Source organism: Roseateles sp., assembly GCF_047654805.1.
GTDB lineage: Bacteria > Pseudomonadota > Gammaproteobacteria > Burkholderiales > Burkholderiaceae_C > Pelomonas.
Window position 1 is genome coordinate 4,995,147 of the sequence record NZ_JASGIV010000001.1, and the last position, 13,387, is coordinate 5,008,533.

The window sequence follows — 13,387 nt, forward strand, 5'->3', positions numbered from 1 at the left end:
CTAGCATTCCCGGCGTTGTGACCGAGTCCCCCGCCTCCACCGCTGCCAGTCCCGACGCCGTCGGCCAGCGCCGGCTGCTGACCCTGCTGTTCGTCGACCTGAGCGGCTCCACGGCCATGGCCGAGTGGATGGAGGCCGAGCACTATGCGGCGATGCTGGCCGGGCTGCGCACGCTGTATGAGCGCATCGTGCCCCACCATGGCGGCGTCATCGCGCGCATCCAGGGCGACGGCATGCTGGCCGTCTTCGGCCACCCCGATGTGCGCGAGGACGACGGCCGTCGAGCCACAGAGGCCGCGCTGGAACTGCACGCCGCCGTGCGCGACATCGTGCCGCCCGGCCCCAAGCCGGCCGACTTCGCAGGCCTGGCGCTGCACAGCGGCATCCATGCCGGCATCGTCCTCGTCAACGAGGGCGACCAGATGCGCGGCCGCTTCGAGCTGCTGGGCAATGCGCCCAACATCGCCGCCCGCCTCTCCGAGGCCGCCCGGCGCGACGAAATCATCGCCAGCGAGGAAAGCCTGGGCCTGCAGAGCCAGTTCTTCCAGACCGGCCCGCGCTTCTCGCTGCAGCTGCGCGGCCGCGCAACGCCGCTGGCGGCCTACCGCGTGCACGGCCGCGCGCCGGTGGGGCGGCGTTTCGAGGCCAGCATGCGCCGCGGCCTGGCACCCTTCGTCGGTCGCCGCGGTGAGCTGGCGGCGCTGGACGCGGCCCTGGCGCGCACGCTCGCAGGCCGGTCGCAATGGCTGGGCATACGCGCCGGCGCCGGCGTCGGCAAGACGCGGCTCACCGAAGAGTTCCTGCGGCGCGCGGCCGACCAGGCCATCCAGATCCACCGCGGCTACTGCGAGAGCTATCTCAGCGCCGAGCCGCTGCAACCCTTCCTGCAGATGCTGCGCGCCATGGACGCGCATGACGGCGACCTGGCCGACGCACCGCCCGAGCTCTTTGCCGCTCAGCAATGCGCGCCGGCCCAGCGTGCCGACGCCCTGCTGGCCCTGTTGCTGGCGCTGGCGCGGCGCACGCCGCAGCTGGTCTGCATCGATGACTTGCAGTGGGCCGACGACGCCTCGCTGCGCCTGCTGCACCGCCTGCGCGCGGCCGCGCGGGCCCAGGGCCTGCCCCTGCTGCTGCTGACGGCCAGCCGGCCGGCGACCAGCCTCGCCGTGCTGCCCGGCGCCAACGATGGCGACGCCGACATCATCGAGCTGCCGCCGCTGAGCGAGACCGAGGCCGCCCGCGCCGTACAGCAGCTGCTGCCGCAGACCGACCCCTTCATCGCCGCCGAGGTGCAGCGCCACGCCGGCGGCAACCCGCTCTTCATCGAGGAGCTCTGCCATGCCGCGGCCGACAGCGCTGGCGGCCACGGCGGCTTCGCGGCGGGCCAGAGCAGCGCTGCCTGGCTGGCGGCCCTGGTCGAGTCGCGTGTCGGCCGCCTTCCACCCACGCAGGCCCGGCTGGTGCGTCTGGCAGCCGTCATCGGCAACGTCATCCCGGTCTGGCTGCTGGAGGCCCTGTCCGGCTGCGGCGAGCGCCATCCCGACGTGCAGGCGCTGGCCGCACAGGACTTCATCTTCCCGGACCAGCGCCCCGGCCATCTGCGCTTCAAGCACGGCATCACGCGCGACGTCGTCTACGAAGCCACCGGCTTGCACGAACGCCAGGCCCTGCACCGCCACATCAGCGCCGCCCTGAGCGCACACGGCGGCGCCGAGGATCAACTCCACGAGCAGCTGGCCTACCACGATGCCGCCGCCAACGACTGGCTCGCCGCCGCCCGCCATGCCGAGTCCGCCGGCGACCAGGCCCTGGCCGTGTCAGCGCTGGACCGCGCGAAGAAACAGTTCCGCGCTGCGCTGGCGGCCCTCGAGTTCCAGCCCGACGGGGACGCGCGCCAGCGCCGCTGGATCGCCATCGCGCAGCGCCTGGGCATGGCCTGCGTCTTCGACGCCTCACAGGATGACCTGCGCGTGCTCAAGCACGCCGCCAGCCTGGCCCATGCCACGGCCGATCCCGGCCTCATCGCCCGCACCGAGTACTGGCTGGCCTACGTCGGCTATGCGCTGGGCGAGACGCGCGACAGCCTGCGTCACGCGCAGGCCGCCGTCGACATCGCCCAGCGCTGCGGCGACCATGCGCTGCTGGCGCAGCTGCCCGGCACGGTCGGCCAGCTGCAGGCCGCCGCGGCCGACTACGCGAGCGCCCTGCCCATGCTGGACCTGGCCATCGAGCGCCAGCGCGCCCGCGCCAGCAAGAGCGCAGTCAACCGGATCGGCCTGTCCTTCTCGCTGTGCTGCCGCGCCTACGTGCTGGGCGACCAGGGCTATTTCGCGCAGGCCCACGAGATCTTCGCCGAGGCCCTGGCGCCCTTCGACGGCAGCGGCCACGCTGTCGAAGCCAGCATTCAGGGCTGGCGGGCCGCCGTGTTGCTGTGGCAGGGCCGCTGGGCCGAGGCCCGCGAGGCCGCGGCCGTGGCCCACCGTGTTGGCGCCCAGGTGCGCAGCATGTTCACCTGCGCCATGGGGCAGGCGGCCGGTGCCTACGGCGCCTGGATGCAGGAGGCCGATCCGGCCGCCCGCCAGCACATCCTCGACGCCACCGCCTGGCTGGCGCCGCGCGGCGGCGGCCTGTACAGCAGCTTCAACCATGGCTGGCTGGCCGACATCCTGTCTACCCAGGGCGATGCTGGCGCCGCCCGACACCACGTGGCCCTGGCCCTGAAGCGCGGCCGCCAGCATGACTGGATCGGCGGCGCAATGGCCTATCGTGCCGCCGCCCGGCTGGCGGCAGGAGTCGGCGACGACGCTCGCGCCAAGCGCTACCTGGGCCTGGCTCGCGGCGCTGGTGAGCAGCGCAACTCAGCCCACGAGGCCGCCGTCACGGCGCTGCTCGAGGCGGAGCTGCAGCTGGACAGGCACTGGCGGGCAGCGCTGGATTTCGCTCGCGCCGAGTTCACCCGCCTGGACATGACCGGCTTCGCCGAACGCGCCAGCGGCCTGTGACGCCCCACCAAGCGTCCTCTCGCTGCCTGCTGCTCGCAGCGGCCGTGAGGCCTTCTCCGCAACGTAGCGGATGACCTGCGCCCCCTCCTGCAGGGTGTTGGACGCCCAACCCACAACAGCTCCCATGGAGAGGTATTCATGGGCGGTCTGGGCGCCGTGGCTGCTGCGCCGCCCCGCGGCGGCCTTCGGGGCGGCCAGATCTCTGCCGATCAGATGGTGGTCGGCGACCCCACAACGGCGACTGTGCGCAGCGTGGCTGCGCCGCCCGAGCCGCTGACCCGCGACCTCGAGCAGATCCAGCGACTGCTCGAGGCATCGAGCGCTCCAACCGGCTCAGCGGGCGGCACTTCAGGAGCAGGTCAGGGTGGTCGAGGCACAAAGCAAGGCGGTCCAGCCGGACACGCCCCTCCTAAGCACGGCGTTGGCCATGATCGAGCTGGCGGCGCCGGCAATGCCCGGCCCGGCCGCCGCCGCCAAAGGTGCCTGGGCGGTGCTGGGTGTCTAGACGCCCAGCGCCACGACTGTCGGCGCTCCCGTAAAGCGCATCACCCCGGCATCCAGCACCGCCGCGATGACACCCAGCATGACACCCATGCCCATGCCATAGCCCGGGCAAGCGTGCGGCGGCGCACCCAGCGGATCGGCGCGGTCACCGCCAAAGGCGACGTGATGGCGCAGCGGATCCTGCTGCGTGGCCGACCCCAGACCGACGATGAGGGTGTCGCCCGCCGCGACGTCGACTTGCCCAAGGCGATGCTCGCCCAGCGCGCGGCGCCAGATCTGGAAGGGTGTGGGGCGCTGGTTCAGCGTCGCCACCAGCGTCGGACGCAGCCGGGCGACCGCCTCGATGTACCGCTGGGCGTCGGTCACGGCCTCCGGCACCTCGTGCCATACCGGCTGCAAGTCCCACAGCTTGCGCGTCTGCACCCAGGCACCCAGGACCGTCAGCAGGTTGCCGTGCGTCGTCGGCGGGAAGCCGAGCATGACGCCGGCCAGCGTGCGCGCAGCCAGGTCGGCCGGCGCGCCGGGCACAGCCTCGGCGGCCTTGACGATCTGCTCCGTTAGCGCCGGCCACTGGGCGCGCGGCGTGCCCTGCAGCCAGGCCGTCGTGGCGGCCAGGAAGCTCTGGCCGGCCTTGCGGCCGGTGTCGCTGACCAAGGCACTGGGGTGCGGGCCAAAGACGTGGCGCGACACCTGGAACAGCGCGCGCGGGCAGCGCGGGGGCTCTGGTGTCGTCGGCGGATGCAGCTCGGTGCCCCAGACCAGCCGGCCATCGGGCATGCCGAACCAGTAGCGGCACAGCGCGGCCAGCACCCCCTCGCTGAGACGCTCCAGGTCCAGCGGCGTGTCTGCCGGTATGCCGTCCGGCTTCTGGCCGGCGGGGAAGGCAGCCAGCAGCGCGCGGGCCTCCTGCTTCAGGTCGGCCAGGCCCTTGCGGGCGATGTTGTATGCGGCGACGAAGGCCTCGGCCTCACTGACGCGCTCCAATGCCCGGTTGACCTCGGGCGCCTGCTCCTTGTGGCCGTTGTCGTCGTCCATGCCGAGGAAGCCTTCGCCGATGGAGTCGCGCATGCGCTCGCCATAGCCCTTGTTGGAGTAGCGCGCGGGCTGGTTGCGCAGTACGTCGCAGACCCGCTCCGGCGCACCGACGAGCACACCGTAGGCGGTGCGGGCGACGCCACCCGGCTGCGCGCGCACCCAGGCCCAGGCGAGGTCGCGGGTGTTGGTGTCTTCCAGCCAGCGCTGCCAAGCAGCGAAGTCGTCCAGCGCCGGGGCCTTCAGCGGCACGGGTGCAGGGGCCGGCAGCGGCAGCGGCAGTTCGGCCAGCGCGGGCAAGGCCCTGAGCGCCGGGATGGAGGGCACGAAGAAGTAGGCGCCCCACTGCAGCGTCACGAAGGGCTGGCTGCCGAGGTCGATCTCGAAGGGCTTGCCGGCATGCTCGAAGGGGTAGAGGCGCTTGCCCTGGCTGGGGTCCACCACGCCGAGCAGCGGGTCGCTCTGCGCCGAATAGCCGCCGCTGGCGTTGGCGCCGGCCATCCAGCGCTGCACCACCTCGAACTGCTCGGCCAGGTGGGCGTTGTAGGCCATGAAGACCAGGCCTCGATCTTCCTTGTCGTTGGGGTTGAGGCGGTCCGGCGGCGGTCCGTAGCTCATGCCACGGCGCAGGATTCGCGGCATGCGACCGGTCAGCGCGGAATCCGGCGCCTGATCGCGCGGGTTGGCGCGGCGGATGTGGGCATGGAAGGGGCAGGCCGAGCCGCGCGGGTCGCGCTCGTAGTTGAAGTCGTTGCGGTCCGTGCTCTCGTCGGCCAGCGCCTTGCCGTCAAGGCGGCGGCCCATCAGCTTGGCCAGCAGCAGCTCGCGAGGCAGGTTGATGCGCTTGGCTTCGCGCTCGACGCAGTCGTGCAACCGGCCGGTGTACTGGCGCAACTTGCGTACCGCGAGGAAGCTGCCGCAGTCCAGCAGCGGGTCGGCCTGCTCGGGCACCGGCCAGCCCTTGTCGCGCAACGTGGAGAAGCCCTGCACGATTTCGCCCTCGGGCACCTGGTCATCCCAGTGCTTGTGCTCGGTCCTGTCCAGGCTGGGCTGGCTGATGCCGTCCTTGAAGCCGAAGTTCTCCTTGTCGGCACTGTTGCTGCGCATGGGCTCGACGGCCATCAGCGACAGGCCCGTACCCTCGGTCAGTCGCCGGCCGGCGGCAGCGATGCGTTCACGGTCGTCGTCCGTCAGCGCCTCGCCACCGGTCGGGTTGTGGAAGCGCACCTGCACCAGCAAGTGGGCGCCAGCCGGGTCGAAGCGATCGTGCTGGTTGACGTGCGGCGCCAGCGCCCAGTGGGTGGGGTGGTTGTGGCGCACATCGCCCAGCAGGCCGGCGCGCGCGGCCATGCCCTCTTTGAAGGCCTGTGGGAAGCGTGCGAGCCGCGCCTCCGGGATGCCCAGTGCCTTCAGGCCGGCCAGCGTCAGCGCCAGCTGCTGCCAGACGCCACCCGGGCCGGCGGGGGCGCCCTCGGCCTGCACAGGTGCCGTGGCCAGCCAGGCCAGCGCGCGGGCCGGTTGCTCGATGCGCAGCAGCAGCAGCGCACCCCGGTTGGCGGGCAACCGGGTCAGCATGCCGGCCTGCAGCTGGCCGCGGTCCAGCGCCAGCCGTGCGGGCGGCGTGACGGCGCGCGGCAGTTGGACCTCGAACCAGGCCAGCATCTCGTGATGCCGCACGCGCAGGCTCTCGCCGGGGGTCAGCTGCGCGGCTGGCGTGCCCGGTGCCGGAACCGGGAACTGTGCGGCCGTGCCGAGTTCGGTGAGCTCGAAGAGCACGTCCTGGGTGGCGCGCAGCAGGCAGGCGCCATCGGGCGCACCCAGGCGGAAGAAGCGTTGCAGCGTGAACAGGCCGGCCAGCGGTACCAGGCCGCGTGCGGCCATCGCGAAGCGCTCCGCCGGCTTGTCGGTACCGGGCAGGGGCCTGACCTGGCCCGAGGACGGCGCGCGCAGGCGGTCGGCCTTGAGCTCGTCCGCGCGGCCGCGCTGGGCGGCCTCCAGCAGCGCCAAGTACTCCGCGTCACCCACGGTCCGGCCGGACTCGATGAAGAGGAAATCCGCCGAGATCTCGTGCGCGCGCACCCAGCGCGAGTAGGTCTCGAAGCTGCAGTTGCACGAGAGCTGGTACCCCTCGGTGTGGCACAGCATCAGGTCCAGCGTGGAGCCGAGCTGGTCCCAGATGACCCGCATATACGGCTCCCAGCCACCATCGAAGTTGACACACAGCAGCAGCCGGTCGGGTGCACCGTCCCGGCCCTCGACGATGGCCCAGCGGAAGGAGTGGACGATGCGCCAGCGGGCGACGATGTCGGTGTAGGGCGAGGCAGGCGAGCTGGATTCGCGCGAGCCCAGGCGCAGGCCGTTGAGCGTGCGCAGCACCTTGCGCAGCCGGTCCACGTAGGTGACGACCTCGAGCGCGTCGACGAAACCGGATTTGATGTCTGCCAGCAGCACCAGATCGGTGATGCCGCCGAGTTGGACGTCGTTGCCGCGTGCCATGCCTTCTCTCCCTGGGTTTGACGGGGAAAGTATCCGGCACCGCCAGACGGCGTCGTCAGGAAACGACCCTCAGGTTTGACGATGGCTCGTCCGCGCCGGCTGCATTTCATCCGCGAAAACCTGCAACCTATCGCAAACCCTTAGATCAAAAGGAGCCCCGGGAACACACTGGCGACCAGACACAGAGAGGACAACACCATGAACCGCATCAGCACCACCACCGCCCGCACCAACCGCCTGCAAGCCGTCAGCGCCGCCGCCCTGGTCGCCATGACCGCCCTGACCGGCGCCGCCTGGATGAACATCACGGTTCCCGCCGAGGCCCCGGATGTGGTGAAGCTGGATCGCGTCGTCATCGAAGGCGTCAGCACGCCGGAGACGGCGGTGGCCCAGTTGCCCCGCGTCGTCGTCGAAGGCCGCCGCAGCGCGGGCACCCAGGTTGCGAGCGCCTGCACGGCGCCGGCCGTCTGCTGAGTCAGCGTCCCAGCACCCGAAGGATCTCGCGGCCGTAGGCTTCGAGCTTCTTCGCACCGACACCGCTGATCTCGCCCAGCTCGGCGAGATCACCCGGCACGGCCCGCGCCATCTCGGCCAGCGTCGTGTTCTGGAAGATCACATAGGCCGGCAGGCCATGCTCCTTGGCCACCTCGGAACGCCAGGCCTTCAGCGCCTCGAAGCGTTCGTGGCCCTGCGCATCCAGGCCCAGCGCCGGGTCGGTCTTGGGCCTGGCGCCGCCCCGCGCCGTCTTTGACCGCCCCCTGGACTTCTTCTCCTCGGCCTCGCGCAGCCGGATCTCCACCTCGCCCTTGAGAACGCCCCGCGCGCTGTCCTGCAGCGCCAGCGTGCTGAACTCGCCCTCGGTGGCCACGTGGCCCAGTGCGATCAGCTGGCGCAGCACCGCCCGCCATTGCTGCTCGGAGAGGTCCGCGCCGCAGCCCCAGGTGGACAGCGAATCGTGACCGTACTGGCGCGTCTTGTCTGTCGCCTTGCCCCTCAGCACGTCGATCAGGTGGCCCGCGCCGAAGCGCTCGCCGCGCTGGTGGAAGCGGTAGATGCAGGAGAGCAGCTTGCGCGCCGCCTCGGTGCCATCCCAGGTCGCCGGCGGGTTCAGGCAGTTGTCGCAGTTGCCGCAGGGCTGGCTGGCCTCGCCAAAGTAGTTCAGCAGCCGCACGCGCCGGCAGTCCGTGGCCTCCGCCAGGGCCAGCAGCGCGTCCAGCTTGCCGCGCTGGCCCTGCTTGAAAGTCTCGTCGGCCGGGCTCTCGTCGATCATGCGGCGCTGATTGACGACGTCGGCCAGTCCGTAGGTCATCCAGGCCTCGGCCGGCGCGCCGTCGCGGCCCGCACGGCCGGTCTCCTGGTAGTAGGCCTCGATGTTCTTGGGCAAGTCCAGGTGGGCAACGAAGCGCACGTCGGGCTTGTCGATACCCATGCCGAACGCGATGGTGGCCACCATGATCAGGCCGTCCTCGCGCAGGAAGCGGTCCTGGTGGCGGCGGCGCACGTCGGCATCCAGACCGGCGTGGTAGGGCAACGCGTTCAGGCCCTCGCTCTGCAGCCATTCGGCCGTCTCCTCCACCTTCTTGCGGCTCTGGCAGTAGACGACGCCGGCCTCTGCTTCGTGCTCGTCGCTGATGAAGCGCAGCAGTTGCTCGCGCGGCGAGCCGTTCTTCTCGACGATGAGGTAGCGGATATTGGGCCGGTCGAAGCTGCTGATGAAGACGCGCGCGTCCTGCAGCTGCAGCCGCTCGATGATGTCGGCGCGCGTCAGCTCATCGGCCGTTGCCGTCAGCGCGATGCGCGGCACCTCGGGGAAGCGCTCGTGCAGCAGCGACAGCTGAAGGTACTCCGAGCGGAAGTCATGGCCCCACTGGCTGACGCAGTGGGCCTCGTCGATGGCGAACATCGACAGCAAGCCGCGCTCGTGCAGCGACGCCAGCTGCGCCAGGAAGCGTGGCGTCGTGATGCGCTCGGGGGCCGCGTACAGCAGCGTGAGGCGCCCACTCATCATCTCGCGCTCGATGCGGCTGGCCTCCTCGCCGGTCAGGCTGGAGTTCAAGAAGGCGGCGTGCACGCCGGCCTCCTCCAGCGCGCCGACCTGGTCGTGCATCAGCGCGATCAGCGGGCTCACCACCACTGCCACGCCCTGGCCGCGCGTGTGCCGCAGGATGGCTGGCACCTGGTAGCACAGGCTCTTGCCGCCGCCGGTGGGCATCAGCACGAGGGCATCGCCGCCGGCGGCCACCTGCTCGACGATGTCGGCCTGCTGGCCGCGGAAGGCGGTATAGCCGAAGACTGCTGACAGGACCTGGTGCGCGGCGGATTGCAGGTCGTCGGCTGGGCTTGGAAGATGCGCTGGCGGATTCATTCAGCCGCCATTGTCCCAGGAGCCTTCCCATGACCCCTTCTGATCGTGCCGCCGAACTGCACCAGCGCCTGATCCGCAATTTCAACGACGCGCCGCGCGAGCGCTTCCTGCGTGCGCCGCGCTATGACAGCGAGACCGCCTCGATGACCAAAGGCACGGCCGCACGGCAACTTGGCGCGAGCTTCGACATCGTGGCACCCGGACAGCAGAGCTGCCCCTACCACTATCACTACGCCGAAGAGGAGATGTTCATCGTCATCCAGGGGCACGGCACGCTGCGCGTGGCGGGCGAGCGGGTGCCCATACAGGCCGGCGACGTCATCACCATCCCGGCAGGGCCGGACTACCCGCACCACATCATCAACACCTCGGACGCACCATTGCACTACCTGTCCGTCAGCACGCACAAGGAGCCGGAGATCTGCGTCTACCCGGACTCCGGCAAGGTTGGCAGCTTCGCCCCCGGGCTGCGGCTGCTGCAGCGACGCGAGGCGGGGCTGGAGTACTGGGACGGCGAACCCTGAGGCACGCGCCCGCCACCCTGCAGGACGCGGTCGTTCATCTGGCGCTGGACGGCACGCGGGCGCCGTCCCCGGCCCGGATTCAGTAGTGCGGCGGCAGCTCGTCTCTCAGGCTGCGCACACCACCGGGTTCGGCCGCTGACGCGGTGCGGTCGCGCAGCTCCACCAGCTCGCGCACCAGCCGGTCGATCTGCGCCTGCTGGCGCACGACGACCTGGTTGAGCTGCTCCACGGTGTCTTCGGCAAAGCTGGCCTTGATCTCCAGGTCGGTGATGCGCTGTTCCAGGGCTTGCAGGGTATCCATGGCCGTATTGGACACGCTATGGCGCGGCGAGCCGGAACTCGACGCGTACCCAGCGGCCCAGGCCGTCCATCACCGTGAGCCGGTGTTCGCCCGCGCGCGCCACGTGCAGCGTCTGCGCGACGCCGGCCGTCGTGCTGGCAGCCATCCACTGGCCGTCCAGCAGCCAGGTCAGGCCCTGCTGCGCGCCGATGGCCTGCAGCTTCAACGTCACGTCCTGGCGACCCGGCGCGGGCCGCAGCACGGTGCCGGGCTCCAGGCCCACGACGCGCAGGCGATTCGCGACCGGCTCGCGCGGCGCACAGTCGGCGCGCCAGGACAGGCGCTCCAGCGGATGGCGCTGCTCGGCGTCCAGGAACGGCCCCAGCAGCGCCGGCCAGCGTACCGCCTCGTGCCGCTCGGCCGCCTGCGCACAGTCGGGCTGCACCCGCTGGCCCGCGGCGACCCAGACCGGTTCCTGCAACGGCCCCGGTCGCAGGCGGTCCGGCAGCGTCGGCGGTACGGCGCCATCCAGCGTCCAGGCCGTGCGGCGCTGCAGGCACTGTTCGGGCGGCGTCGTGGCCTCGGCGCTGCCCAGCGGCCAGCAGATGGCCACCGCGGCAACGCCGTCGGGGCGCCGGCGCGGCGCGAGCTGCTGGCGTGCCTGGTTCGACACGCCGTCGGGGCCCAGCGCGGCCGCCAGGTCGCGCAGCAGCGGTGCGGCCGAGTTGGCGCCGAAGTGACCGGGGTTGGGGGTGCCGTCGGGCCGACCTATCCAGACGCCGAAGGTGTACCGGTCCGTCACGCCCAGCGCCCAGGCGTCGCGGAAGCCAAAAGACGTGCCTGTCTTCCACGCGACGCGCTGGCCGCTCTCGCGAAAGGGGCTGCCGGGCCGGCCGCCGTTCTCCAGGATCTCGCGCACGATGAAGGCCGCACCTTCGCTCATCAGGCGCGACTCCTTCAGGGGTTCGTCGGCCGTCAGCCGCGGCCGCGCCGACAGGCCGCCGCGCGCCAGCGCCGTGTAGGCGCCGACCAGCTCCTCCAGCGTCGTGCTGCCTCCGCCGAGAATGAGGCTGAGGTTGGGCGCCGCGTTGGCCGGCATGCGCAGCTTCACGCCGGCATTGCGCAGCCGGCCGGCGAAGTGCTCCGGGCCCAGCCGGTCCAGCAGGTCCACGGCCGGCACGTTCAGCGAGCGCTGCAGCGCCTCGGCAACGCTGACCGGGCCGGAGAAGTCGGCCTGGAAGTTGCCAGGCGCATAGCCTCCGAAGTTCTGCGGCGCATCGATCAGCAGGCTCTCGGAATGGACCAGCCCCTCGTCCAGCGCCATGCCGTAGAGAAACGGCTTCAGCGTGGAGCCCGGAGAGCGCCGCGCGCGCACCATGTCGACGTGGGCGCCGCGGCGCGCATCGGTGAAATCGGCCGAACCGACATAACCGCGCACTTCCAGCGTGCGGTTGTCCACCACCAGCGCAGCCAGCGACACCGCGTCCGGCAGCCCGTTGAGACGGTCTGTCAGCAGCTGCTCCAGCCGCGCCTGCAGGCCGGCATCCAGTGTCGTCTGGATGACGGCGGGCATGCGGCCCTCGCGGCGAGCATGCTGGCGCACGCGCTCGGCCGCCAGCGGTGCCAGCCAGCGGGCGCGCAGCGGCGGAGCGAACACGCGCTCCAGCTTGGCGTCGGCCACGTCAGCGGCACTCCAGACGCCAAGCAGCTGCATGCGCGTCAGGACCTTGTCGCGCGCCGCCTGTGCGGCCTGCACGGCGCGGTCGGGACGCAGCCGCGTGGGCGACTGCGGCAGCGCAACGAGCAGCGCCGCCTCGGCCTTGGACAGATCGCCCGCGCCCTTGCCGAGGTAGGCACGGCTGGCCGTCTCCACACCTTCCAAAGGCCCGCCCATCGGTGCGAGATTCAGGTACAGCGACAGGATCTCGAGCTTGCTGCAGTGCAGCTCCAGCTGCAGCGCGCGGGCGATCTGCCGCAGCTTGGCCGGCACGCTGCGGCCGGCGGCCTTTTCGTCGACGAGCCGCGCGACCTGCATCGTCAGCGTGGACCCACCCGAGACGATGCGACCATGCCGCGCCAACTGCCAGGCAGCACGCAGCAGCGCCACCGGGTTCACGCCCGGGTGCCAGTAGAACCAGCGGTCCTCGTAGTACAGCAATGCCTGCACATAGTTCGGTGACACGGCTTGCGGTGTCGTTGGATGCCGCTGTGCGCCATCGTCGCCAGGCCAGGCCCGCAGCGGGCTGCCGTCGGCGGCGAGGACGGTCAGCGTGGCGGAGTCGGCCGCAGGGGTGGGAAGAGGGAAGACGAAGTCCAGTGCGAGGACGACAAGCAACAGCGCGGCAAGACCCAGCTCGATGCGGCGCAGGCGACTCATGGCGGGAAGATTCATTGCGGGCTGGATGCCGCCCTTGCCGTTCGAACCTGCTGCAGCTCCGCCTTCAGCCACTGCGCGCTCTGCACGGGCAGCTTGCCGGCGCAGCGCACGAGGTAGGGCGTGCCGCTCATGCTGCTGCCGGACGCACCGCGCTCAATGAACTGCTCGGCGGTCTGCACCAAGTTCTTGCCTTCAAGGTAGTTGAGCTTCTTCAGCAGATGGGCCCTGGCGTCAGCGCCGGCGTACCAGCTGCCGTTGCGGTTGAACTCGCAGCCGGATGTCTGCAGGCGGGCCAGCAGCGCGTCGACCTCGGCACGCGCGGCCGGCGGCAGCGGGTCGGCTTGGGCGACGACGGTGATTGCGGCGACGGCCAGCAGCAGACGGTGTTTTTGCACGGGATGTCTCATCAATCGGAGAAGAGCACGGTCCTCCCGAACTCCTTCTTCACCTCCGCGAGCTGGGCATCGCTCAATGGGGGTTCTCGGGAGTCCAGCAGGAACACCTGCTCGCAACCTGCTTCCAACATGGCTCCTCGGAACGCTCGAAGCTCCACGTTCGTGTATCCGCCTTCCTGCGATGGGACCAGGTGAACCAATGCCCAGGGCTTGCGCCGATACCAGGCACCGTGCCCGAGCTGATTCAACAAGCGCCTGAAGCCTGCCACGACTTCCTTGAAATCGCCCATGAGCGTCCGTGGATGGGCAAAGGCACTGGACAGCACAGCGGCACGCTCCCCAGTCTCCACAGCCAAGGCCGAAGCTTGGCCCCGGATGACTTTCACGTAGATGAACTGCGAACGGAGCATCG

At 70.9% G+C, this 13,387-nt stretch carries 10 protein-coding genes; 4 read left to right on the top strand and 6 right to left on the bottom strand.

The genetic code is table 11. The annotated features are described in order from the left end of the window. Window positions 1-17: 17 nt before the first annotated feature. Both QM732_RS22550 and QM732_RS22555 read left to right on the top strand, forming a co-directional pair. A complete protein-coding gene (locus QM732_RS22550) occupies window positions 18-3,002 on the top strand; it encodes an ATP-binding protein (RefSeq protein ID WP_415658326.1) in 2,985 nt (994 codons plus the stop codon). A gap of 364 nt (window positions 3,003-3,366) precedes the next feature. Next, window positions 3,367-3,507 (top strand): hypothetical protein, encoded by a 141-nt coding sequence (locus QM732_RS22555; RefSeq protein WP_415658327.1) that lies wholly within the window; start codon window positions 3,367-3,369, stop codon window positions 3,505-3,507. Here the strand turns inward: QM732_RS22555 and QM732_RS22560 are convergent. Then, window positions 3,504-7,034, bottom strand: a complete 3,531-nt coding sequence (locus QM732_RS22560) for a hypothetical protein (protein ID WP_415658328.1) — start codon at window positions 7,032-7,034, stop codon at window positions 3,504-3,506. The two genes, QM732_RS22555 and QM732_RS22560, sit on opposite strands and share 4 nt — an antisense overlap. Window positions 7,035-7,232: 198 nt before the next feature. Here QM732_RS22560 and QM732_RS22565 point away from each other — a divergent pair, with 198 nt between their 5' ends. Beyond that, window positions 7,233-7,508 (top strand): hypothetical protein, encoded by a 276-nt coding sequence (locus QM732_RS22565; RefSeq protein WP_415658329.1) that lies wholly within the window; start codon window positions 7,233-7,235, stop codon window positions 7,506-7,508. Between the two features lies 1 nt (window position 7,509). On the opposite strand, the gene recQ is transcribed toward QM732_RS22565, so the two are convergent. Continuing rightward, a complete protein-coding gene (gene recQ, locus QM732_RS22570; protein WP_415658330.1) occupies window positions 7,510-9,399 on the bottom strand; it encodes a DNA helicase RecQ in 1,890 nt (629 codons plus the stop codon). Window positions 9,400-9,428: 29 nt separating this feature from the next. On the opposite strand from recQ, the gene QM732_RS22575 reads away from it, so the two are divergent. Further along, on the top strand, window positions 9,429-9,923 hold the full coding sequence (locus tag QM732_RS22575) for a cupin domain-containing protein (RefSeq protein ID WP_415658331.1): 495 nt from the start codon (window positions 9,429-9,431) through the stop codon (window positions 9,921-9,923). Window positions 9,924-10,002: 79 nt separating this feature from the next. Here QM732_RS22575 and QM732_RS22580 read toward each other — a convergent pair whose 3' ends face one another. The 4 genes from QM732_RS22580 to QM732_RS22595 are packed head-to-tail and all read right to left on the bottom strand — an operon-like array spanning window position 10,003 to window position 13,385. Next, window positions 10,003-10,224, bottom strand: a complete 222-nt coding sequence (locus QM732_RS22580) for a SlyX family protein (protein WP_415658332.1) — start codon at window positions 10,222-10,224, stop codon at window positions 10,003-10,005. Window positions 10,225-10,240: 16 nt separating this feature from the next. Next, window positions 10,241-12,595 carry a penicillin-binding protein 1C gene (gene pbpC / locus QM732_RS22585; protein WP_415658333.1) on the bottom strand — a complete coding sequence of 785 codons (2,355 nt, stop codon included), beginning with the start codon at window positions 12,593-12,595 and terminating at the stop codon, window positions 10,241-10,243. Continuing rightward, window positions 12,592-12,975, bottom strand: a complete 384-nt coding sequence (locus QM732_RS22590) for a DUF5329 domain-containing protein (protein WP_415658334.1) — start codon at window positions 12,973-12,975, stop codon at window positions 12,592-12,594. Before QM732_RS22590 ends, pbpC begins: the two co-directional genes overlap by 4 nt. A gap of 11 nt (window positions 12,976-12,986) precedes the next feature. Beyond that, entirely contained in the window at window positions 12,987-13,385 is a 399-nt protein-coding gene (locus QM732_RS22595; RefSeq protein WP_415658335.1) for a hypothetical protein, read from the bottom strand. Window positions 13,386-13,387: the final 2 nt, after the last annotated feature.